This is a genomic window from Rathayibacter oskolensis, from assembly GCF_900177245.1.
Taxonomy (GTDB): domain Bacteria; phylum Actinomycetota; class Actinomycetes; order Actinomycetales; family Microbacteriaceae; genus Rathayibacter; species Rathayibacter oskolensis.
Window position 1 is genome coordinate 1,645,310 of record NZ_FXBM01000001.1, and the last position, 21,353, is coordinate 1,666,662.

Sequence of the window (21,353 nt, forward strand, 5' to 3'; positions counted from 1 at the left end):
GCCGTTCGCTGGGCGCTGATCCCGGCGGCTCGCCCTTGCGGATCGGACGCTCCTCCGGCCCCGGCGCCGCCCCCGTCGCGGGCGGCCGCTCCCGCGGCGATCAGGAGAGGTGGCCCGCCTTCTCCATCTGGCGCAGCTCCCGCTTGAGCTCCTGGACCTCGTCGCGCAGGCGCGCCGCGAGCTCGAACTTGAGCTCGCCCGCCGCCTGCAGCATCTGGCCGTTGAGGTCGGAGATGATCGCCTCGAGGTCGTTGCCGCCGTTGGCCGCGAGCCCCTGCCGGCGGAGGTTGGGGGTCGGGCTCTTCTTCTTGGAGTCGCGCCCGGCGAGGAGCTTCGCCGTGTCGGCCCCCTCGCGGGCGAGGGCATCGGTGATGTCGGCGATCTTCTTACGCAGCGGAGTCGGGTCGATCCCGTGCTCGAGGTTGTAGGCGACCTGCTTCTCTCGCCGACGGTCGGTCTCGTCGATGGCGAGACGCATCGAGTCGGTCACCTTGTCGGCGTACATGTGCACCTCGCCGGAGACGTTGCGGGCCGCGCGTCCGATCGTCTGGATCAGCGACGTCGAGGAGCGCAGGAAGCCCTCCTTGTCGGCGTCGAGGATCGCCACGAGCGACACCTCGGGGAGGTCGAGGCCCTCGCGGAGGAGATTGATGCCCACGAGCACGTCGTAGACGCCCGCGCGCAGCTCGGACAGCAGCTCGACGCGCCGCAGTGTGTCGACGTCGGAGTGCAGGTAGCGGACGCGGACGCCGGCCTCGGTGAGGAAGTCGGTGAGCTCCTCGGCCATCCTCTTCGTCAGAGTGGTCACCAGGACGCGCTCGTCGCGCTCAGTGCGGCGCTTGATCTCTTCGAGGAGGTCGTCGATCTGGCCCTTCGTCGGCTTGACGACGATCTCGGGGTCGATCAGACCGGTGGGGCGGATGATCTGCTCGACGATGCCGTCGGCGATGCCCATCTCGTAGCGGCCGGGCGTCGCCGACAGGTAGACGGTCTGCCCGACCCGCTGCTTGAACTCCTCCCACTTGAGCGGTCGGTTGTCCATGGCCGAGGGCAGGCGGAAGCCGTGCTCGACCAGGGTGCGCTTGCGGGACGCGTCCCCCTCGTACATCGCTCCGATCTGCGGGACCGTGACGTGGGACTCGTCGATGACGACCAGGAAGTCGTCGGGGAAGTAGTCGAGGAGGCAGTGCGGCGCCTCGCCCGACTCCCGGCCGTCGATGTGGCGCGAGTAGTTCTCGATGCCCGAGCAGAAGCCGATCTGCTGCATCATCTCGAGGTCGAACGTGGTCCGCATCCGGAGCCGCTGTGCCTCGAGGAGCTTGTTCTGCTTCTCGAGGTCGGCGAGCCGCACCTCGAGCTCCTGCTGGATCGTGTCGATCGCCCGGTGCATGACGTCCTGGCTCGCGACGTAGTGGGAGCCGGGGAAGACCGAGACCGACTCGAGCTTGCGCACGATGTCGCCCGTGAGCGGGTGCAGCGTGTAGAGCGCCTCGATCTCATCGCCGAACATCTCGATCCGGATCGCGAGCTCCTCGTACATGGGGATGATCTCGATCGTGTCGCCCCTGACCCGGAAGGTGCCGCGGGCGAAGTCGACGTCGTTGCGCGCGTACTGCATCGACACGAACTTGCGGATCAGCCGGTCGCGGTCGACGCGCTGGCCGACCTGCAGGGCGACCATCGCCTCGAGGTACTGCTCGGGCTGCCCGAGGCCGTAGATGCACGAGACGGTGGAGACGACGATCACGTCTCGCCGGCTGAGCAGCGAATTCGTGGTGGAGTGCCGGAGCCGCTCGACCTCGGCGTTGACCGAGCTGTCCTTCTCGATGAAGGTGTCGGTCTGGGGGACGTAGGCCTCGGGCTGGTAGTAGTCGTAGTAGGAGACGAAGTACTCGACGGCGTTGTTCGGGAACAGCTCGCGGAACTCGTTCGCGAGCTGCGCGGCGAGGGTCTTGTTGTGCGCGAGCACGAGCGTGGGGCGCTGCACCGCCTCGACCAGCCAGGCGGTGGTCGCCGACTTGCCGGTGCCGGTCGCGCCGAGCAGCACCACGTCGGCCTCGCCGGCCCGGATGCGCGCGCTCAGATCGGCGATCGCCGCCGGCTGATCGCCGCTCGGCTTGTACTCGCTGACGACCTCGAAGGGGTGGACGGCACGGGTGGGCTCCATGCTCGAAGCGTAGCTGTGACCACCGACACGGAACCCGGCGTGCGCTGGCCGCGAACGAGCGATCAGAGTCGCGAGAACCGCAGATCGCGGAGGAAGAGCCGGTCGGCGGCGGCCATCCCCGCGGTCCGCACTCTGAGGACGACGAAGACCGCCCAGTCCGGTGCGGGCAGCGAGTACGCGCCGTCGAGCCGGAAGGACTCGAACCTCTCCGACGCCGCGATCTCCGTCCGCGAGTACCACTGACTGCCGAGTCCGCCCGAGCGGCGAGCTGTCGAGAAGCCCAGATCAACCGCGGCGGTGCCCTCCCCGGCGAAGAGCGCCTCCAACCCGACCAGTACTCGTGCGCCCCGCTCGATGGGCACGAACAGGTACACCGCGCCCACTCCTGTGTCGTCTCCGACGGAGAACGCGCGCACGCCCGACACCGGCGATTCCCCACCGCTGACCGTCGCCTTCCCGGTCGTGACCCAGTCGTCCGCGAGCGACGAACGGTCGCCGTCCGGATCGAGGATTCCACGCTCGCGCTCCCCCGAATGAGGGCGGAGCGCGGTCGATGGGAGCGAAGAGGTCTCGGAGACTGTGAGGGTCCCGTCGCCGCGAGCGAGGAAAGGCAGGAGCGACGTGCCGCCCTGGAACTGGCCGCCCCTGATCACCGCACGCTGTCCTCGTGCGCCCGAGAACTCGATGAGCCCGCACTGCGCCTCGGTCGAGACCTCCACTCGTCCCCGAACGAGGTATCGGCAGTCGGTCAGTGTCACGAGAGCCCCCCACCCCGTGAGCTCGAACCAGCCGTTGCGGTCGGGGATCTGCATCTCGAAATGGCAGTTCGTGAAGTAGATCTGACCCAGGGCGACACTCACGACTCGGCTCTGATTGGTCGAGAAGGTGTCGAACGAGCACTGGTTCACGAAGAACTCCTGGTCCCCGTGGATCTCGATCGCACTCTGGGTGTTGCTGGTGAGATCGCAGCTCTGTATCGAGATCCGCTCGCCGGAGTCGACGGCATCCCTTGTCGCCACGATGCCGATCCGGTTCCCCTGTATCGAGCATGAGCGGAACTCGAGCAAGTAGGCGTGCGATCCGAGTTCCACCGCCGTGTCGAAGGAGCGGAGGACCACGTTCACCAGCGTCAGGTAGGCGGGCTTCGGTCCGGGCTGACGGAGGTGGGGCTCCGCGCCGATGGCGACGCCGCTGTTCGTGCCATCGCCGACGAGATGCAGATTGCTGAGGACCGTCTGATGCTGCCGTGTGAATCCTGCGCCGGTCTTCTGCACGACAGGGCTGGTCGTCTCCAGGAGGAAGCCGGGACCCGAGTTCACGATCTCGCAGTGCCCGTCGATGCTGATCCGCGTGTCCCACGAGAGCGTCTCCTCGACGGTGAAGCTTCCTCCGTACGCGGTGACGACAGCGTGGTGCTCCTCCGGGGTCACGCCCTCATCCGGAATCGCTGCCGCGGTGAGCGCCGCTTTCCACGCAGCGGTGTCCCGCGCGGCGCCGGGCGGTGCCGAGGGGTCGATGTAGTCGTGGACGTCCACGACGCGGGACGTCCCGGCTGGTCGCACGATCGGATCCGGTATCGGCGAAGAGCCTCTGGCTGCCAGGGCGCCCGCTCCGAGGACGGCGCCGGCGCCTGCTGCGAGGAGGATCCGGCGCGAATCCGAGGCGGGCCTACCAGGTCCGTGGGGGCTCATGCGGTCATCCTCCTGGGTGTCCCTGACGCGACTCCCTACCCTACGGACGACTGCTGATCGTCGGCCCCAGTCCCTCAGGACCCGCGCAGGTGCTCCCAGAGCGCGTCGGTCCGGGCCAGCGTCTCGTCGAGGGTTCCGGAGGAGTCGACGACGACGTCGGCGAGGGAGAGCCGCTGCTCGTCGGTCGCCTGCGCGCCGACGCGGGCGCGCGCCTCCGGCTCGGACATGCCTCGCAGCGCCACGAGGCGCTGGACGCGCGTCGACTCCGGCGCGTGCACGACGACCACCTCGTCGAACTCCTCCGCTCCGCGTCCCTCGGCCAGCAGAGGGACGTCGTAGACGACGACGGCGTCCGGGTCGGCCTCCTCGGCTTCGGCGAACAGCCGCTTCGAGCGCTCCCCCACGGCCGGATGCGTGATCGCGTTCAGATCGGCCCGCGCAGAGGCGTCGGCGAAGACGACCGTGCCGAGGGCCGCCCGGTCGAGGGACCCGTCGGTTCGCAGCATCGCCGGGCCGAACCGCTCCACGATCGCCTGCAGGGCCGGCTCCCCGGGCTCGACGACCTCGCGGGCCAGCACGTCGGCGTCGACGACCACCGCTCCGTGCTCGGCGAGACGGCGGGCGACGGTCGACTTGCCGGAGGCGATGCCTCCGGTCAGGGCTACGAGATGCACGCGCACACCCTACTCAGCCGGGGTGCCGGAGGGGGGAACGCCGAACGGCCGGCCCCCGAGGGGACCGGCCGTTCGTGTGCGTGCACTCGATCAGTTGCTCGAGGAGAGCTTCTCGCGGAGCGCGGCGAGCGACTCGTCGTCGGCGAGGGTGCCGGCTCCGGTCGACTCGTTGGTGAAGCCGCCGCCGACCGAGACGCCCTCGGAGACGGTGGCCGCCTCCTCCTGCGACTTGGCGACCTGAGCCTTGTGGGCCTCCCAGCGGGCCTGCGCCGCGGCGTAGTCCTGCTCCCAGGCCTCGCGCTGCGACTCGAAGCCCTCGCGCCACTCGTTGGTCTCCGGGTCGAAGCCGTCGGGGTACTTGTAGTTCCCCTGGTCGTCGTACTCGGTGGCCATGCCGTAGAGCGCCGGGTCGAACTCGGTGCCCTCGGGGTCGATGTTCTCGTTCGCCTGCTTGAGCGAGAGCGAGATGCGGCGGCGGTCGAGGTCGATGTCGATGACCTTGACGAACACCTCTTCACCGACCGACACGACCTGCTCGGCGAGCTCGACGTGCTTCCCCGAGAGCTCCGAGATGTGGACGAGGCCCTCGATGCCGTCCGCGACGCGGACGAAGGCACCGAACGGGACCAGCTTCGTGACCTTGCCCGGTGCGACCTGACCGATCGCGTGGGTGCGGGCGAAGACCTGCCACGGGTCCTCCTGGGTCGCCTTGAGCGAGAGCGACACGCGCTCGCGGTCGAGGTCGACCTCGAGGATCTCGACGGTGACCTCCTGGCCCACCTCGACGACCTCGGAGGCGTGCTCGATGTGCTTCCAGGAGAGCTCGGAGACGTGGACGAGACCGTCGACGCCGCCGAGGTCGACGAACGCACCGAAGTTGACGATCGACGACACGACACCCTTGCGGACCTGACCCTTGTGCAGGTTGTTCAGGAACGTGGTGCGGCTCTCGGACTGCGTCTGCTCGAGGAGCGCGCGACGCGACAGGACCACGTTGTTGCGGTTCTTGTCGAGCTCGAGGATCTTGGCCTCGATCTCCTGGCCGAGGTACGGCGTGAGGTCGCGGACCCGGCGCAGCTCGATGAGCGAGGCAGGGAGGAAGCCGCGGAGGCCGATGTCGACGATGAGCCCGCCCTTGACGACCTCGATGACCGAACCGGTGACGACACCGTCGGACTCCTTGATCTTCTCGACGTCGCCCCATGCGCGCTCGTACTGCGCACGCTTCTTCGAGAGGATCAGGCGACCCTCCTTGTCCTCCTTCTGCAGGACGAGGGCTTCGACGCTGTCGCCCACGTTGACGACCTCGGAGGGGTCGACGTCGTGCTTGATGGAGAGCTCACGCGAGGGGATGACGCCCTCGGTCTTGTATCCGACGTCGAGGAGGACCTCGTCGCGGTCGATCTTCACGACGGTGCCTTCGATGAGGTCTCCGTCGTTGAAGAACTTCAGAGTCTTTTCGACCGCGGCAAGAAAGTCTTCAGCAGACCCGATGTCGTTGATCGCGACCTGCTTGGTTGCCTTTTCGGTCGTTGCGGTTGTCATTAAGGGATGCTCCAGGATGGATGGATGTCGGGCGGCGACCACCGGCGGGCCGTGAGGCATGCCTGATGGGGATCACCGCGGAGGTGAGGGGATGTGCCGGGGCAGAGGGTGACACTCGGACGCCCCGGGCTGTGATCCGGGGCCTCGTCGCTCACCGTGGGCACGGCGGCGCCACGAACGTGACGTTCAAGACTACCTAACCCGGGAGGGTGGTGGCAATCTCCGCGGGCCCCGATCGGAGGCGTCGCTCGTGCGGTTCCCGCCGCGCCCGGTCTCAGCTCGCGAGGCTCGCCCGCAGTGTGTCGAGACCGACCCCGCCGAGGTCGAGCGCCCGGCGGTGGAAGCCCGCGAGCGAGAACGCCGCGCCCTCGCGGGCCGCAGCCTCGTCGCGCAGCTCCTCCCAGATCCGCTGCCCGATCTTGTACGAGGGCGCCTGACCGGGCCAGCCCAGGTAGCGGTTCACCTCGAAGCGGATGAAGGCGTCGTCCATGTTCACGTTCGCGCGCATGAACGCCAGCGCGGACTCCGCGCTCCACACCTCGGTCGAGCCGGGCAGGCGCTTGCGCAGGTGCACGCCGATGTCGACCACGACGCGCGCGGCGCGCATCCGCTGGCCGTCGAGCATCCCGAGCCGGTCGGCCGGGTCGTCCAGGTAGCCGAAGCCCTCCATCAGCCGCTCCGCGTAGAGCGCCCAGCCCTCGGCGTGCCCCGAGCTGCCGGCGAGCTGCCGACGCCACGTGTTCAGCCGCGCGCGATTGACGACCGCCTGCCCCACCTGCAGGTGATGGCCGGGCACGCCCTCGTGGTAGACCGTCGTCAGCTCGCGCCAGGTCGCGAACTCGGTCACGCCCTCGGGGACCGACCACCACATCCGCCCCGGTCGCGCGAAGTCGTCGCTCGGCCCGGTGTAGTAGATCCCGCCCTCGTGCGTCGGAGCGATGAGGCACTCGAGCCGGCGGAGCTCGGCGGGGATGTCGAAGGCGGTGCCGGCGAGCTCGGCGACGGCCCGGTCGCTGGTCTCCTGCATCCACCGCTGCAGCGCGTCGACTCCGTGCAGCGTGCGGGACGGATCACGGTCGAGGTGCGCGATCGCCTCGGCGACGGACGCCCCAGGCAGGATCTCGCGCGCGATCGCCTCCTGCTCGGCGGTCATCCGCGCGAGCTCCTCGATCCCCCACTCGTAGGTCTCGTCGAGGTCGACGACGGCGCCGAGGAAGCGGCGGGACTGCAGGGCGTACAGCTCGCGGCCGACAGCGTCCTCCGTGCCCGCGACCGGGGCGAGCTCGCCGCGGAGGAAGGCCGCGAGGCCCCCGTAGGCCGCACCGGCACGACGAGCGCCCTCCTCGAGTCGGGTGGCGAGCGAGGCGGGCAGGGAGCCGGAGGAGGGCGCCGCCTCTGCCGCGAGGCCGGCGAAGAAACCGCGCGGCGCCGCGATGGCGTCGGACTGCTCGGCGACGAGCCGCACCTGGCGGACGGCGGGCACCACTCCCGACCGGATGCCCTCCCGCAGCGTCTCGGTGTAGCCCGCCACGGCGGCGGGGACGGCGTGCAGCCGGTCGGCGACGGCCTCCCAGTCGGCGACCTCGTCGGTGGGCATGAGATCGAAGACGTCGCGCAGCTCCTGGGGCGGGGAGGCGATGACGTTGAGATCGCGCAGCGGCAGCTGGGCGTCGTGGGCCTCGAGCGTGAGGCGGAGCTCCGAGCCGAGGTCGGCGACCGTGACGCGATCGACCGCGTCGACCGGGACCGCGCTCTCGAGCTCGGTCAGCGCGGCCGCCACCGCATCCCGTGACCGGGCGCGACCCTCCGGTGACAGATCGCCGAGGCGACCGCTCGACTCCACCCGCCCGATGTAGGTGCCGATGGTGGGGTCGAGCTCGACCAGCGTGTCGACCCAGCGCTCGGCGACGAGATCGACGGCGGTCGGCTGACGGGGGGTGTCGGAGGTCATGCGCCCGAGCCTAGCCAGGCCCACTCGGCGCGGGGTCAGTGCGCGGCGTCGTCCCAGTCGGCGCCGTGGCCGACCTGGACCTCGAGGGGGACGCGGAGCTCGACCGCACCGGCCATGCGACCGCGCACGACGCTCTCGAGCGCCTCCTCCTCTCCGGGTGCGACGTCGAAGATGAGCTCGTCGTGCACCTGCAGGAGCATGCGGGAGCCGAGCCCCTGCTCGTCGATGTCGGCCTGGACACCGATCATGGCGAGCTTCATGATGTCGGCGGCCGACCCCTGGATGGGAGAGTTGAGCGCCGCCCGCTCCGCGTTGTCGCGGAGGACGCGGTTGGCGCTCTGCAGATCGGGGAAGGGCCGGCGGCGCCCGAAGATCGTCTCGGTGTAGCCGGTCTCGCGCGCCTCCTCGACGACGGTGCGCAGGTAGTCGCGCACCGCTCCGAAGCGCACGAAGTAGTCGGTCATCAGCTGCTTGGCCTCGGCGCTCGAGATCCGCAGCTGCTTCGACAGCCCGAAGGCGCTGAGGCCGTATGCGAGACCGTAGGACATCGCCTTCACCTTGTTGCGCATCGCCGAGGTGACATCGGCCGGTTCGACGCCGAAGATCCGGGCACCGACGAAGCGGTGCAGGTCCTCTCCGCTGTGGAAGGCCTCGATGAGACCGGCGTCGCCCGAGAGGTGCGCCATAATCCGCATCTCGATCTGCGAGTAGTCGGCCGTGAGCAGCGTGCTCGCCTCGCGGCTGTGCACGAAGGCGGTGCGGATGCGGCGGCCGACCTCGCTGCGCACTGGGATGTTCTGGAGGTTCGGGTCGTTCGACGAGATGCGTCCCGTCGCCGTCCCGGTCTGGTCGTAGCTGGTGTGGATCCGCCCGTCGGCGGTGACCGACTTCTCGAGCGTCTCGATGATCTGCTTGAGCTTCGTCGCATCGCGGTGCTCGAGCAGGAGGCCGAGGAACGGGTGCGGATGCGAGTCCTGCAGATCGGCGAGCGCGGAGGCGTCGGTCGTGTACCCGGTCTTGGTCGCCCGGGTCTTCGGCATGGCGAGCTCCTCGAAGAGCACCTGCTGCAGCTGCTTCGGCGAGCCGAGGTTCATCTCGTGCCCGATCTCGGCGAACGCCCGGCTCGCCAGCTCGGCGGCGGTGGTCGTCAGCTCGCCCCGGAGGCGCGCGAGCACCGCGGAGTCGATCGCGACGCCCGTGAGCTCCATCGTCGCGAGCACCTGGACGATGGGCAGCTCGATGTCGACGAGCACCGAGAGCATGCCCTCGCCGAGCAGCTCGGTGAGCGGGGCGACCAGACGGAAGGCGTACCAGGCCTCGGTCGCCGGACCGATCGGCTCCACGCTCGGCACGAGCTGATCGGGGTCGCCCTGGGCCATCGTCTCGTCGAGGTACTGCGCGGTCTGCGCCGGCAGGGTCGCCGCGTGACCGGTGGGCTGCAGGAGGTAGGCCGCGACCCTCGTGTCGAAGGCGAGACCGGAGACGCTCAGCCCGGCACGGCGCAGCGCCTTGACCTGCGGCTTGGCGTCGGCGAAGACCTTGGGCGCCTCGCTCGCGAGCCACTCCTCGAGCGCGGTGTAGTCGGGGCGGCCGGCGGCCCACGGGACGAATGCCGACTCGGTCTCGGTCGCGAGGCCGAGCCCGTCGAGCCCGTCGACTCCGACCTGCACCTGCACGGCCACCGGCGTCGTCCCCCTGGTCGAGACGCGGTCGAGCCAGTGCGCGAGCTCCTCGTCGACGAGGGTGCGCACGGCGGGAGCGGCGGTCACGACGGTGTCGCCGGCCAGCGCGGAGGCCGCACCCTCGACGCCCTCCTCGGCTGCGATCGTGAGCACCCGCTCCTGCAGAGTCTTGAACTCGAGTCGGCTGAAGATCTCGCGGACGGCGTCGACGTCGATCGGGCGGCGATCGAGATCGGCGGGACCCAGCGGCAGCTCGACGTCGGTGACGAGGCGGTTGAGTCGGCGGTTGCGGAGCGCGTTCTCCTTCTGCTCGCGCAGCTTCTCGCCGACGACGCCCTTGATCTCGTCGGCGTGGGCGATGATGTCGGCCACGGTGCCGTACTGGTTGACCCACTTGGCGGCCGTCTTCGGGCCGACCTTGTCGACTCCGGGCAGGTTGTCGCTGGTCTCGCCGACGAGGGCGGCGATCTCGGGGTACTGGTGCGGCTCGACACCGTACTTCTCGAACACCTTGTCGCGGTCGTAGCGGGTGAGCTGCGAGACGCCCTGGGTGGACGGGTAGAGCAGGGTGACCTCGGGGGTGACGAGCTGGATGGTGTCGCGGTCTCCCGAGACGACGAGCACCCGGAACCCGGCCTCGGCGCCCTGCTTCGCCAGTGTCGCGAGGATGTCGTCGGCCTCGAAGTCCTCCTTCGAGACGGTCCGGATGTTCATCGCGTGCAGCGCCTCCTCGAGAAGAGGGACCTGGCCCTTGAACTCGGGAGGGGTCTCTCCGCGGGTGCCCTTGTACTCGGGGTACTCGCGGGTGCGGAAGGAGTAGCGGGAGATGTCGAAGGCGACGCCGAGGTGCGTGGGCTTCTCGTTCTTGAGCAGCAGGATCAGCATCGACAGGAAGCCGTGGATCGCGTTGGTGTGCTGCCCGTCACGGGTCTGGAAACTGTCGACCGGAAGCGCGTAGAACGCCCGGAAGGCCAGCGAATGACCGTCGACGAGCAGGAGGGTAGGCTGATCCGGATCTGACACAGGGCCAGACTACACAGCGCCTCCGACACGGGATCCGGCCCGCTGCACCCGCTGGCCGAGGCCCGCGCGAGGCTCCAGAACAAGGAGTACCGTGACCGATCCCGAGCCCCGCGACACCGTCTGGAGCCGCCCGCCCGCGCTCGATCTGGTCGCCTCGATAGGCCGCGGCGGAGGCGAGCTCGCCGACACCATGGGCATCGTCTGGCACGAGCTCACCCCCGAGCACTCCGTCGCCTCGATGCCCGTCGAAGGCAACCGTCAGCCGTTCGGCATCCTGCACGGAGGCGCGCACGTGGTGCTCGCGGAGTCGATGGGCTCGATCGCCGCGAACGTCCACGCCGGCGAGGGCCGGATCGCGATGGGCATCGAGCTGAACGCGAGTCACAGCCGCTCGACCCGCTCGGGCTTCGTCATCGGCACCTGCGACGCGATCCACCTGGGCTCGACCCTCGTCACCCACGAGATCGTGATCCGAGACGAGGAGGGGCGCCGCCTCTCGACGGTCCGCATCACGAACATCATCCGGAGCCGCTGACCGCGGCGCTCCCCGCCCGCCGCGGCGCAGTCGCGGCGCCATCGGACGCGGCGGTCCCCGCCCGCCGCGGCGCAGTCGCGGCGCCATCGGACGCGGCGGTGCCCGCCCGCCGCGGCGCAGTCGGCTGTGCGAGGTGGTTGCGGTGAGTGGAGCGGGTCGCGAACGGCTACGGGAGAACGCTGACACGCGTTCTCCCGGTTCGCCTCGTGGAACTCGGCTGGTGTGACGGCGCACGCTCGGATTCGGATGGATCGTCGGCGACAGTGATTTCTTGAGTGCGCAAGCCCGGGACGGGGTGTCGGGGGCGACCTAGGCTCGGGACGTGACCTTCCGTGATCTGCTGCGTTCGATGCCGTCCATGCCGTCCGAGCTGCCCGCCTTCGACGCGGAGGCGGCGCCGACCGACCCCGTCGAGCTGTTCTCGCAGTGGCTCGAGGAGGCGGCGGCGGCCGGGCAGCTGCTCCCCCACGGCGCGACGCTGTCGACCGCCGACGAGGAGGGGGACGTCACGGCGCGCGTGCTCGTGCTGCGCGACGTCGACGAGCGCGGCTGGGCGTTCTCGACGCACGCCTCCAGCCCGAAGGGCCGGGCGATGGCCGAGAACCCGCACGCGTCGCTCACGTTCTTCTGGCCTGTGCAGGGACGCCAGGTCCGAGTCGAGGGCCGCGCCGAGAGGGGCACCGCCGACGAATCGGCCGACGACTTCCGCCGTCGGTCCGAGGCGGCGCGCACCGCCCTGCTCGTCGGCCGCCAGAGCGAGCCGATGCGCAGCTCCGCCGACTTCGGCCTGGTCACCCTGCAGACGAGCGTCGCCGTGGGCTGCTCGCCCGCGACGCTGGACCGCGACTGGGCCGTCTACCGCGTCGTCCCCGAGCGGATCGAGTTCTGGCAGGGTTCGACAGCCGCCGAGCAGGACCACGTCCGGCTCGAGTACCGCCCGGGAACGACGGAGGCGGGCGCCTCCGCGTGGGAGCGCACCCGCCTCTGGCCGTGATCCGCTGAAACGGACCTACTTCTTGGGGCTCAGCTGCTCGATGATCGCCTGAGCGACGTCGTGCATGGTCAGGCGACGGTCCATCGACGCCTTCTGGATCCAGCGGAACGCCTCGGGCTCGGTGAGGCCCATCTTCTCGTTGAGCAGGCCCTTGGCGCGGTCGACGAGCTTGCGGGTCTCGAAGCGCTCGACCATGTCGGCGACCTCGGCCTCGAGGGTGATGATCTGGGCGTAGCGGGACAGCGCGATCTCGATCGCGGGCAGCAGATCGTTCGGGGTGAACGGCTTCACGACGTAGGCGAGAGCACCGGCCTCGCTGGCGCGCTCGACGAGCTCCTTCTGGCTGAACGCCGTGAGGAGGACGACCGGGGCGATGTGCGCCTTCGAGAGACGCTCGGCGGCCGAGATGCCGTCGAGCTGGGGCATCTTGACGTCCATGATGACCAGGTCGGGGCGGAGCTCGGTGGCGAGGGCCACGGCCGTCTCGCCGTCTCCGGCCTCACCGACGACCTCGAAGCCGTTGTCGCGGAGGATCTCCACGATGTCCATGCGGATGAGCGATTCGTCTTCGGCGACGACGACCCGGCGGGGTGCGGTCGACGTGGGTTCCTGGTCTGTCACGCCGGAGAGCCTACGGTATTCTCAACGGGCTTGTTGTGCGCCGGTGTGGCGGAATGGCAGACGCGGGGCACTCAAAATGCTCTGTCCGAGAGGGCGTGCGGGTTCGAGTCCCGCCACCGGCACAGCTGCCGACGCGGCGACGGCATCCGGTTCGCTAGCGTCGTCGGATGAGCGATCCCTCGAGTGTCTGGCCCCTCTTCTCGCTCGTCCTGCGCACCCCGCGGCTCGAACTGCATCCGGTCCGCGACGACGATCTGCCCGCTCTGGCGGCCGCCGCTTCGGCGGGGATCCACGAGCCGGGGCGCTCGCCGTTCCCCTCTCCCTGGGCGGAGGCGCCGCCCGAGAGGCTCCCCGCGGACCTCGCGCGCTACCACTGGTCGCTGCGCGCTGCCACGACCGCCGACTCCTGGCGCATCGCCTTCGCGATCCTCGAGGACGGAGCCGTGATCGGCTGCCAGGACCTCGTCGCCGACCGTTTCGCGGCGACCCGCACGGTGTCGTCGGGCTCCTGGCTGACGCGCGGAGCGCAGGGCAGAGGGCTCGGACGCGAGATGCGTGCCGCCGTGCTCGTGTTCGCCTTCGACCACCTCGGCGCCGAGGTGGCGGAGAGCAGCGCACTGGAGTGGAACACGGCCTCGATCGGTGTCTCGACGGCGCTGGGCTACCGGCCGAACGGCACGCAGCGCACGGTCGGAGCCGACGGCGCGGCTGTGGAGGAGACGCGGTTCCGACTGAGCGCCGCGGACTTCCGCCGACCCGACTGGTCGCTCGAGGTCGAGGGGGTCGAGGCGGCGCGCGCGGCACTCGAGCCGCCTGCTCCGGTCTGACGGGTCAGAACCGCGCCAGGCTCCCTCGCAGCCCGCCGCCCGGGTGGTCGCGACGGAGGATCCCCCGGCGCCGGAGGATCGGCACGAGGTCGTCGAGCATCCGGTGCAGCGTGACCGGATGGAAGTCGCCCGAGAAGGCGATGCCGTCGTTGTCGGCGTCGTCGCCGAGCTCCTGGACGAAGTCGGCGACCTCCTCCGCCGTGCCGACGACTCCGCGTCGGTCGGCGATCAACCCCAGCCGCGCCTTCGCCGTGAGTAGTTCGCGCAGCGGGGCGTCCGCGTCCGCTCCGCCGTAGAGACCGGCGATGCTGCCGCGCGACACGTGCTCGCCGAAGACGGAGGGGTCGATCGGGCGGTCGAGATCGAGCGCGGTCAGGTCGGTCTCGAGATCGCTGGACTGCGCGGCGGCGATGGCGAGCAGCGCCTCCTCGTCGGGATGGGCCGAGGCGGCGACGAGGCGCTCGGCCTCCTCCCTGCTCGAGACCACGACGGGCTTGACGACGAACAGGATCGTGAGGTCGTCGGGGTCGCGGCCGTGAGCGGCCGCGGCCGCCCTGGCGCGCTCGCGGTACGAGCGCACGGTGGCGGTGTCGAGCGAGGCCAGTGCCAGCTGGATCTCGGACTGCGCGCCGGCGAAGTCGATCCCGCGAGGCGATCCTCCGGGCGAGACGATGACGGGATCGCCTCCCTCGAACGGCAGGGCGTTCAACGGCCCGTCGAAGACGAAGTGCGCACCGCGGTGCCGCACCGGTCGCAGTCGGGTGCCGTCGGCGAAGCGCCCCGACGCCGCGTCGCGGATCAGCGCACCGTCGTCCCAGCTGTGCCAGAGCTCTCGGATCGAGTCGAGCCACTCGTGCGCGCGATCGTAGGCGGCGTCGTGGGCGAGCGGTTCGAACCCGAAGTGACGACTGCTGCCCACGTCGGTCACGACGTTGAGCCCGAGGCGCCCTCCGCTGAGATGCTGGAGCGTCGCGAACTGGCGCGCCGCCTGGTAGGGGCTGTAGGCCATCGGATTCACGGTGGGAGCGACTCCCAGCGTCTGCGTGGCCTCGAAGAGGTAGGGAGCGAGCATCATCGGGTCGTGCTTGGGGCCGCCGTAGGCTCTGCGCACCCGGAGGTCGAGTGTGCTCGCGTTCCCGAGCGAGAGGGCGTCCTCGATGATCACGAGGTCGAAGCCGGCCTGCTCGAGTTCGCGTGCGCTCTGGCGGTAGAGCTCCGGCTCGGTCCACGAGCGGTCCCAGTCCCAGTTCGGCTGCCCCCACGCCTGCGGGCCGAAGCCGCGCGAGAGGAACCAGGCGAAGTGCTGCGGCCGGCTCACGACGCCTCCGCGAGCTCGAGCGGGCCGACGGCGGACACGGCGGCGAGGCCCCGCTCGAGGTCGGCCAGCAGATCCTCGAGATCCTCGATGCCGATCGACAACCGCAGGAGTCCCGGGCCGATGCCCGCCGCCGCCAGCTGCTCGGAGGTGCGCCCGGTGTGCGTCGTCGAGGCCGGATGCAGGACGAGCGAGCGGACGTCGCCGAGGTGCGTCATCCGCGTGAAGATCCGGAGCGCGTCCGAGAAGCGCCGCGCAGCCTCCACACCGCCGCGGAGCGTGAACGAGAAGACCGACCCCTGGCCGAGCGGCAGGTAGCGCTGCGCCAGCGCGTGCGACGGGCTCGAGGCGAGTCCGCTGTAGTCGACGCTCTCGACCTCAGGGCGGCCCTCGAGCCAGCGCGCGATCAGGAGCGCGCTGCGCGACTGGTGGCGGACCCGCAGCGAGAGCGTCTCGAGTCCCTGCTCGAGCAGGAAGGACGTCAGTGGCGAGACCGTCGGACCCATCCGCCCCGCGACGACGTCGCGCGCGTAGGCGAGGAAGGCACCGTCGCCGGCCACCCCGGCCAGATGCGGGAACCGCTCGCCCGGCTGGCGCCAGTCGAAGCGGCCGGCGTCGACGACCACACCGGCGATGACGGCTCCGTGACCGGCGAGGAACTTGCTCGCCGAGTGCACGACCACGTCGGCACCGTGCTCGATCGGCCGGAGGAGGTAGGGCGTGGCGAAGGTGTTGTCGACGACCAGCGGGACGCCCGCGTTGTGGGCGACCTCGGCGACCAGGCGGACGTCGATGACGTCGTTGCGCGGGTTCGGGATCGACTCGACCAGCACGGCGCGGGTGCGCGGCGTCATCGCTCGGGCCCAGGCCTGCGCGTCGTCGGCCTCCTCGACGAAGGTCGTCGTGATGCCGAGCCGCGCGAGGTTCTCGAGCAGGAGGTTCCGCGTTCCCTCGTACAGGCTCGCGGCGGCGACCACGTGGTCGCCGGCCGAGGCCAGCGTGAGGAGCGCGACCGAGACGGCGGCCTGCCCGCTGCCGACCAGGAGGGCGTCGCGCCCGCCCTCGAGCGCGGCGATGCGGCGCTCGACCGCCTCCGTCGTCGGGTTGCCGACCCGGGTGTAGGTGTAGCCGTCGGCGCCGGCGAAGCGGTCGCGGGCCTGGTCGAACGAGTCGAAGCTGAAGCCCGCGGTGAGGTAGATCGGGGTGCGCCGCGCCTGGAGAGGGTCTTCCGCGCCTCCCGCGTGCAGCTGCCGGGTCGAGAAGCCCCACCGGCTCTCGTCGCGCGCGTCGTCCGCGTCCATGGTCATCCGCCTCCTCGCCGCCGGTCTCCGGCGCGCACCACAGTGGCACGGGAGGAGGACGCGCCGGTGGGGCGTTACCCGGCGTTACGACGGCGGCGGAGGTGCGATCCGCAGGCGATGCCGACGGAAGAGCGCTCTCCTCCGCCGGATCGTCGGCGGTGACCCTCGATCGCCTGCAGACCGCACGAGAGCCTTCAGATCGCGCGCGGGCCCGCGGGCGTCACCAGAACATCGTGCCCGGCGCGCCCTTGAACGGGCCGACGACACGGGAGGTGATCCAGCCGCCGTAGAAGTCGCCGGGCTGCGGCTCCACGGGCTCGCCGTCGACGGTGCACGAGTCCATCCGCCCGGGGTACAGCGCGATCGTGCCGCGCAGGATCTCGAAGCCGGGCAGAGGCTCCGGATACATCCATCCGGCCGCCTCGGCGACGACCCCGCCGCCCTGGACCGACAGGTACGACGCCGCACCCTTGAACTCGCAGATGCTGCGGCCGGGCGCCGGCGAGAGGACGCCGTCGCCGAAGTCGCCGCGGGGCAGGTAGTAGACGGGCGGATGGCTGGTCTCGAGGACGCGGAACGAGGCCCGCGACTCCGCGACCACCACGCCGCCCAGACGCACGACCACGTGCTCGGAGGTCGGCTCGACCCTCGGCGGCCTCGGGTAGTCCCAGACCGATTCCTGGCCCTCGGCGGGCACTGCGCGCTTCATGCCGTCCACGCTACGCGGCGCCCCCGCACCCCGGCCCCGCTCCCAGCCGATGCCCGGCGGCTCCCGGTCCCCGGTCCGCGGATCGCCGCCTGAACCGCGCGAGCACCCCGTGGTCGCGTAACGTCGTTCTTGCGCCGGAACCCCGAGACCGAGCGCAGAAGGAATCCAGAGTGCCCACCGAATGCATCCACGGCCTCGACATCGCGCTCTGCGACGTCTGCTCCCCCGCCAAGCTCCCCGAGCCCGTGGGGCGCAGCACGCGCACCCCCGCGCGCGTCCCCGGGACCTCCCGCGCGGCGACGGCCAGGGCCGCGGCGAGGGGCACGGCGCGCGAGAAGCCCCTGCCCAAGGTCGACATCGCTGCGCAGCGCATCTACCACGTGACCCACATGGACAACCTCGCGGCGATCGTCGCCTCCGGCGCCCTGATCGCCGACCAGCACCTGACCGAGCGCCCCGCGATCGACGTGAGCGCCGAGACCACCCGCGAGCACCGGCGTGCGGTGCAGGTCAAGGACGGCGCGAGCGTCGCCGCCTTCGTGCCCTTCTTCCTCTCCCCCGACGCCGCTCTGTGGGCCGACCTGCGCGGCGAGCGGGTCGCGCCGCACTGGTCCCCCCGCGCGCAGGGCACCACCGCGTCGCAGTACGTCGTGCTCGTCGGCTCGCTGGCCTCGGCTCCCGTCCTGAGCGACGGCGACGCCTCCCACGTCCTCACCCGCTTCACCGAGGGCGACGCCCTCGTGCGCACCTTCGCGCGACTCCTCGTCGACGAGCCGGCGCTGCGCAGCGCGGAGGCGCTCGTGCCCGACCGGTTCCCGCTCGAGGAGATCGCCGTCGTCGGCGTGCCGTCGGTCACGGCCCGAAACAAGGTCAAGGCGCTGTTCGAGGACAGCCCCGCGTCGCCGCGCGTCGCGGTCTACCCGCCGTGGTTCCACCCGGTGGCCGAGGAGGAGTGACCGCGAGCGGTCGCTAGCCCTCGCGGGCGCCCATCAGCTCCATCCGATCGGCGAGGTAGCGGTCGAGAGGCATCAGCCCCTGGTCTCCGAGGCCCGGCGCCCAGCGGACGAGGACCTCGCTCCCCCGGAGCGCGAGCGGCTCCTGACCGGCCAGCAGGCCCTCGGCGTCGATCGACAGTCGGCGCCAGCCGTAGTTCACGATCTCGCCCTCGCGGAACGGTCCGTCGAAGGCCGCGCGCCGGATCTCCCTCCGCGCCTCCTGCGACTCGGACTGGTTGTTCGCATGGAGGGGAGCGACGGCGCGGGTGACCGACCCCGTCGCGAAGAGTCCCCCGTCGCGCTCGAGCAGCAGGACGCCGAGCCGCCAGGCCCTCGTCACGGGCGCCATCACGGGTGCGCGGCGGAAGCCGAGGAAGGCGCGCGGTCGGCGGAGCTCCGCGAGTGCCTGATCGTCGACACCCCGGCGGACGAGCTCCGCGGACACATCGGCGAGCAGGAGGGCCACTCGGGTCGACGCGTGCTGCGCGTCACGCGACTCGGTCATCTTCTCTCCTCGGTCCGTCGACGTCAGCCTAGAACGGGTGACGCGCAGGTCCGGAATCGCCGCGGCTGCCCGCCGGGCACCGTTACGATCACCTGACGACACTGAGGGAGGACGCGATGCGCGTCATCATGATGGGGCCGCCCGGCGTGGGCAAGGGGACGCAGGCGGCCGTCCTGGCCGAGGCCCTGGGAGTGCCCGCGATCTCGACCGGGGAGCTCTTCCGGGCGCACGTCGCCGACGGCACCGAGCTGGGCACCCGGCTCCGCGCGATCGTGGAGGCCGGAGCCTACGTGCCGGACGAGATGACCAATGCGCTCGTGGCCGAACGGCTCGACGAGCCGGATGCTCGGGACGGCTTCATCCTCGACGGCTATCCGCGCACGCTGGCGCAGGTCGACGAGCTCGACCGCATGCTCGAGGCGAGGGGCTCGCGGATCGAGCGGGTCGTGATGCTCGCGGCCGACACCGACGTGGTCGTCGAGCGGCTGCTCGCGCGAGCGGCCGAGCAGAACCGCGCCGACGACGACCCGGAGGTGATCCGTCACCGCATCGCGGTCTACGAGCGCGAGACCGCGCCGCTCGAGAAGGTCTACGCCGACTCCGGACTCGTGGTCAGGATCGACGGCAGCGCCGCGCAGGACGAGGTCGCGCGACGGGTCGTCGCGGCGTGCAGGGCCGAGTGACCGTGCACGCCGCGACGGTCGATCAGATCGCCGAGGCGAGGACCTCGTCGAGCTTGGCCGAGGCCTCCTCGTCGGTGCCCTTGAGGGCGAGCGAGAGCTCGGACACCAGGATCTGGCGGGCCTTGAGCAGCATCCGCTTCTCACCGGCCGAGACTCCGCCCGCCTGCTCGCGGCGCCACAGGTCGCGGACGACCTCGCTGACGCGGTAGACGCTGCCGCTGGCCATCTTCTCCTGGTTGGCCTTGAAGCGGCGCGACCAGTTGCTCGCCTCCTCGGCGACGTCGCTGCGCAGGACGTCGTAGACCGCCTGGACACCGGCGTCGTCGATGATCTCGCGGACGCCGACGAGCTCGGCGTTCTCGACGGGCAGGGTGATCGTGAGCTCACTGGTGTGGACGTTCATCGTCATGAACGTCTTCTCGACGCCCTTGACCGAGCGCTTCTCGAGCCCGGTGATCGTCACCGCTCCGTGGTGCGGGTAGACCAGGGTCTCGCCGACCTCGAATGTCATCATGTCGTGCCTTTCCTCGTGGGGCCTGTGGTGGGATCCGGTGTCCTCAGCGGCGCTTCGGCGAGCCACGGAGGGAGCAGGGCGACGAGGTGCTCCACGAGCTCCTCGTCGGTGCCGTCGATCGAACCGGCGAGCCAGGCGCCGGCGACGGCGAGGACGCCGCCTGCGGCGAAGGTCGCGGTCAGCTCGGGGTCGACGGAGGCTGGAGCGTCGACGCGGGCGAGCACCTCGCGGTGCAGGGCGAGGACGGTGTCGAGGACCGCGTCGTCCGAGGCCACGCGCGCGGAGGCGCGGGCTCGGAGTCGGGCGTGGAACGCGTGCCGGTCGACGAGGCGCTCGACGAGGCGGGCGTATCCGCGGCGGAGCGCGACGGCGCCGGTGGCGTCCTCGGCGTCTCCCTCGGCCACGTCCGCGACGACGAGATCCTCGCGGAGCAGCGCGGAGGCGACGGCGGCCGCGTCGTCGAAGTGCGCGTAGAAGGAGCTGCGGCTGATGCCCGCCTCGCGCACGATGTCACTCACGGCGATGCCCTCAGCGCGCTCGCCCTCGGCCTGCATCACGAGCCGCTCGACGGCGTCAAAGACGCGGCGGCGGGTGCGACGGGCGCGGGGATCCCCCGGATTCGGGGCGAGGTGCGGATCCGCTCCGTGCAGGGAGACGAGGCGAGCGGAAGTCATCCAGGAGAGTATAGCACTTCCCGGACAGGTGTACGAGAAGGAGGATCAGACGGCCTCGGCGGGAGCTCCCCGGAGACGGGCGAGGCGGTTCAGAGCGGCCTGCTCGCTCGGTGAGACGCGGCCGAGGTAGACCTCGAGCGAGCGCAGCAGGACGCGGGTCGCGGTGATGGCGGGCCACCAGGCGCGACGCAGCCCGAGCAGTCGGCGCACCTCCGGGGAGAGCGAGGCGACGGCTCCGGCGAACAGCAGCGGATAGACCAGGCCGGCCTGGCCCGGCAGCTTCACCCGGCGGAGGAACTGCACGGCCGCGTGGACGCGCTCGTCGGGCTTCAGCTCGTCGGCGAATCCCGCGAGCTGCTCGCGCAGCTCGGCCAGGCTCTCCGGAGGGTCGTCGACGCCGAGCAGGCGGCCGGAGGCGGCCCACTCGCGGACGTAGGCGTCGGCGCCGCCAGGGATCGCCCGGCCCCAGATCTCGTGCGCACCGAGGAAGGCGTCGGTGAACGCGTCGTGGACCCAGAGCAGCAGCCGCGGATCCTGCGCCGAGTAGTCGCGCTCGGCGCCCGCCGCGTCCTCGTAGGAGCCGACGATGCGCTCGTGGACGCCGGTCACCCAGCGCGCCGCCCCGCTCGCGGCCGCCGTGTCTCCGAAGCTCGTGGTGAGCACCCAGCGCACGGTGTTGTCGAGGCGCCCCATCGGGTCCTCGCGGTAGCGGGAGTGGTCGTGCACCCCTGCCATCGCACCCGCGTGCAGCGTCTGCATCAGCAGCGCGCGGACGCCGGCGACCATCGTCGGCATTCCGCCGTTGACCGCCCAGACGGCGCTTCCCGGACCGAACAGCCCTGCGTCCTCGCCCGTCTCGAGGGCGGCGACCCAGTCGGGTCGGGGGCGGGGGCGGCGCTGGCTCATCCGCTCAGTGTGCGCCCGGATCCTGGGTCGGGGCTGGTCGT

Annotated in this window: 19 protein-coding genes and 1 tRNA gene; 6 read left to right on the forward strand and 14 right to left on the reverse strand. The window is 71.0% G+C overall.

Features of this window, described 5'->3' with window-relative positions; genetic code table 11:
* Window positions 1–100: 100 nt before the first annotated feature.
* From uvrB to polA, 6 genes are all read right to left on the reverse strand, one after another.
* A complete protein-coding gene (gene uvrB, locus B9Y99_RS07860) occupies window positions 101–2,167 on the reverse strand; it encodes an excinuclease ABC subunit UvrB (RefSeq protein WP_085475935.1) in 2,067 nt (688 codons plus the stop codon).
* Between the two features lie 62 nt (window positions 2,168–2,229).
* Window positions 2,230–3,702, reverse strand: a complete 1,473-nt coding sequence (locus B9Y99_RS07865) for a hypothetical protein (RefSeq protein WP_085475936.1) — start codon at window positions 3,700–3,702, stop codon at window positions 2,230–2,232.
* Between the two features lie 230 nt (window positions 3,703–3,932).
* The gene (coaE, locus tag B9Y99_RS07870) at window positions 3,933–4,532 is read right to left on the reverse strand and encodes a dephospho-CoA kinase (protein WP_085476307.1); all 600 of its coding nucleotides are present in this window, start codon (window positions 4,530–4,532) and stop codon (window positions 3,933–3,935) included.
* 90 nt (window positions 4,533–4,622) lie between these two features.
* On the reverse strand, window positions 4,623–6,077 hold the full coding sequence (gene rpsA, locus B9Y99_RS07875) for a 30S ribosomal protein S1 (protein WP_085475937.1): 1,455 nt from the start codon (window positions 6,075–6,077) through the stop codon (window positions 4,623–4,625).
* 274 nt (window positions 6,078–6,351) lie between these two features.
* Entirely contained in the window at window positions 6,352–8,028 is a 1,677-nt protein-coding gene (locus B9Y99_RS07880; protein WP_085475938.1) for a DUF885 domain-containing protein, read from the reverse strand.
* Window positions 8,029–8,063: 35 nt separating this feature from the next.
* On the reverse strand, window positions 8,064–10,733 hold the full coding sequence (gene polA / locus B9Y99_RS07885; RefSeq protein WP_085475939.1) for a DNA polymerase I: 2,670 nt from the start codon (window positions 10,731–10,733) through the stop codon (window positions 8,064–8,066).
* Window positions 10,734–10,824: 91 nt separating this feature from the next.
* Between polA and B9Y99_RS07890 the strand changes: the two genes are divergently transcribed.
* Together B9Y99_RS07890 and B9Y99_RS07895 are read left to right on the forward strand one after the other, a co-directional pair.
* On the forward strand, window positions 10,825–11,268 hold the full coding sequence (locus B9Y99_RS07890) for a PaaI family thioesterase (protein WP_425298475.1): 444 nt from the start codon (window positions 10,825–10,827) through the stop codon (window positions 11,266–11,268).
* 322 nt (window positions 11,269–11,590) lie between these two features.
* On the forward strand, window positions 11,591–12,262 hold the full coding sequence (locus tag B9Y99_RS07895) for a pyridoxine/pyridoxamine 5'-phosphate oxidase (protein WP_085475940.1): 672 nt from the start codon (window positions 11,591–11,593) through the stop codon (window positions 12,260–12,262).
* A 15-nt stretch (window positions 12,263–12,277) separates the two neighbouring features.
* Here B9Y99_RS07895 and B9Y99_RS07900 read toward each other — a convergent pair whose 3' ends face one another.
* Window positions 12,278–12,883 carry an ANTAR domain-containing response regulator gene (locus B9Y99_RS07900; protein WP_056042832.1) on the reverse strand — a complete coding sequence of 202 codons (606 nt, stop codon included), beginning with the start codon at window positions 12,881–12,883 and terminating at the stop codon, window positions 12,278–12,280.
* A 39-nt stretch (window positions 12,884–12,922) separates the two neighbouring features.
* On the opposite strand from B9Y99_RS07900, the gene B9Y99_RS07905 reads away from it, so the two are divergent.
* Together B9Y99_RS07905 and B9Y99_RS07910 are read left to right on the forward strand one after the other, a co-directional pair.
* Window positions 12,923–13,005 (forward strand) — tRNA-Leu (locus tag B9Y99_RS07905).
* 45 nt (window positions 13,006–13,050) lie between these two features.
* Complete coding sequence (locus B9Y99_RS07910; RefSeq protein WP_085475941.1) at window positions 13,051–13,710, forward strand: GNAT family N-acetyltransferase; 660 nt, start codon at window positions 13,051–13,053, stop codon at window positions 13,708–13,710.
* Window positions 13,711–13,714: 4 nt separating this feature from the next.
* Here the strand turns inward: B9Y99_RS07910 and B9Y99_RS07915 are convergent, their stop codons facing one another.
* The 3 genes from B9Y99_RS07915 to B9Y99_RS07925 form a co-directional block, all read right to left on the reverse strand.
* Window positions 13,715–15,028 carry an NtaA/DmoA family FMN-dependent monooxygenase gene (locus B9Y99_RS07915; RefSeq protein WP_085475942.1) on the reverse strand — a complete coding sequence of 438 codons (1,314 nt, stop codon included), beginning with the start codon at window positions 15,026–15,028 and terminating at the stop codon, window positions 13,715–13,717.
* Window positions 15,025–16,332, reverse strand: coding sequence for an O-acetylhomoserine aminocarboxypropyltransferase/cysteine synthase family protein (locus B9Y99_RS07920; RefSeq protein ID WP_085475943.1), 1,308 nt, complete (start codon window positions 16,330–16,332; stop codon window positions 15,025–15,027). Before B9Y99_RS07920 ends, B9Y99_RS07915 begins: the two co-directional genes overlap by 4 nt.
* A gap of 214 nt (window positions 16,333–16,546) precedes the next feature.
* A complete protein-coding gene (locus tag B9Y99_RS07925) occupies window positions 16,547–17,035 on the reverse strand; it encodes a DUF427 domain-containing protein (protein WP_085475944.1) in 489 nt (162 codons plus the stop codon).
* Between the two features lie 170 nt (window positions 17,036–17,205).
* On the opposite strand from B9Y99_RS07925, the gene B9Y99_RS07930 reads away from it, so the two are divergent.
* Window positions 17,206–17,991, forward strand: a complete 786-nt coding sequence (locus tag B9Y99_RS07930) for a DarT ssDNA thymidine ADP-ribosyltransferase family protein (RefSeq protein WP_085475945.1) — start codon at window positions 17,206–17,208, stop codon at window positions 17,989–17,991.
* 13 nt (window positions 17,992–18,004) lie between these two features.
* On the opposite strand, the gene B9Y99_RS07935 is transcribed toward B9Y99_RS07930, so the two are convergent.
* Entirely contained in the window at window positions 18,005–18,535 is a 531-nt protein-coding gene (locus B9Y99_RS07935) for a hypothetical protein (RefSeq protein ID WP_085475946.1), read from the reverse strand.
* Window positions 18,536–18,651: 116 nt separating this feature from the next.
* Here B9Y99_RS07935 and B9Y99_RS07940 point away from each other — a divergent pair, with 116 nt between their 5' ends.
* Complete coding sequence (locus B9Y99_RS07940) at window positions 18,652–19,218, forward strand: adenylate kinase (RefSeq protein WP_085475947.1); 567 nt, start codon at window positions 18,652–18,654, stop codon at window positions 19,216–19,218.
* Window positions 19,219–19,240: 22 nt separating this feature from the next.
* Here the strand turns inward: B9Y99_RS07940 and B9Y99_RS07945 are convergent, their stop codons facing one another.
* The 3 genes from B9Y99_RS07945 to B9Y99_RS07955 are packed head-to-tail and all read right to left on the reverse strand — an operon-like array spanning window position 19,241 to window position 21,312.
* Complete coding sequence (locus tag B9Y99_RS07945; protein WP_068257183.1) at window positions 19,241–19,729, reverse strand: CarD family transcriptional regulator; 489 nt, start codon at window positions 19,727–19,729, stop codon at window positions 19,241–19,243.
* A complete protein-coding gene (locus tag B9Y99_RS07950; RefSeq protein WP_085475948.1) occupies window positions 19,729–20,406 on the reverse strand; it encodes a TetR/AcrR family transcriptional regulator in 678 nt (225 codons plus the stop codon). The genes B9Y99_RS07945 and B9Y99_RS07950 overlap by 1 nt, the downstream gene beginning before the upstream one ends.
* 45 nt (window positions 20,407–20,451) lie before the next feature.
* Window positions 20,452–21,312, reverse strand: coding sequence for an oxygenase MpaB family protein (locus tag B9Y99_RS07955; RefSeq protein ID WP_085475949.1), 861 nt, complete (start codon window positions 21,310–21,312; stop codon window positions 20,452–20,454).
* Window positions 21,313–21,353: the final 41 nt, after the last annotated feature.

Excerpts from the sequence above, each read along its gene's own strand:
- uvrB (WP_085475935.1), bottom strand. The coding sequence starts at position 2,167 with ATGGAGCCCACCCGTGCCGTCCACCCCTTCGAGGTCGTCAGCGAGTAC.
- rpsA (WP_085475937.1), bottom strand. The coding sequence starts at position 6,077 with ATGACAACCGCAACGACCGAAAAGGCAACCAAGCAGGTCGCGATCAAC.
- B9Y99_RS07880 (WP_085475938.1), bottom strand. The coding sequence starts at position 8,028 with ATGACCTCCGACACCCCCCGTCAGCCGACCGCCGTCGATCTCGTCGCC.
- B9Y99_RS07910 (WP_085475941.1), top strand. The coding sequence starts at position 13,051 with ATGAGCGATCCCTCGAGTGTCTGGCCCCTCTTCTCGCTCGTCCTGCGC.
- B9Y99_RS07920 (WP_085475943.1), bottom strand. The coding sequence starts at position 16,332 with ATGACCATGGACGCGGACGACGCGCGCGACGAGAGCCGGTGGGGCTTC.
- B9Y99_RS07925 (WP_085475944.1), bottom strand. The coding sequence starts at position 17,035 with ATGAAGCGCGCAGTGCCCGCCGAGGGCCAGGAATCGGTCTGGGACTAC.
- B9Y99_RS07935 (WP_085475946.1), bottom strand. The coding sequence starts at position 18,535 with ATGACCGAGTCGCGTGACGCGCAGCACGCGTCGACCCGAGTGGCCCTC.
- B9Y99_RS07940 (WP_085475947.1), top strand. The coding sequence starts at position 18,652 with ATGCGCGTCATCATGATGGGGCCGCCCGGCGTGGGCAAGGGGACGCAG.
- B9Y99_RS07945 (WP_068257183.1), bottom strand. The coding sequence starts at position 19,729 with ATGACATTCGAGGTCGGCGAGACCCTGGTCTACCCGCACCACGGAGCG.
- B9Y99_RS07950 (WP_085475948.1), bottom strand. The coding sequence starts at position 20,406 with ATGACTTCCGCTCGCCTCGTCTCCCTGCACGGAGCGGATCCGCACCTC.
- B9Y99_RS07955 (WP_085475949.1), bottom strand. The coding sequence starts at position 21,312 with ATGAGCCAGCGCCGCCCCCGCCCCCGACCCGACTGGGTCGCCGCCCTC.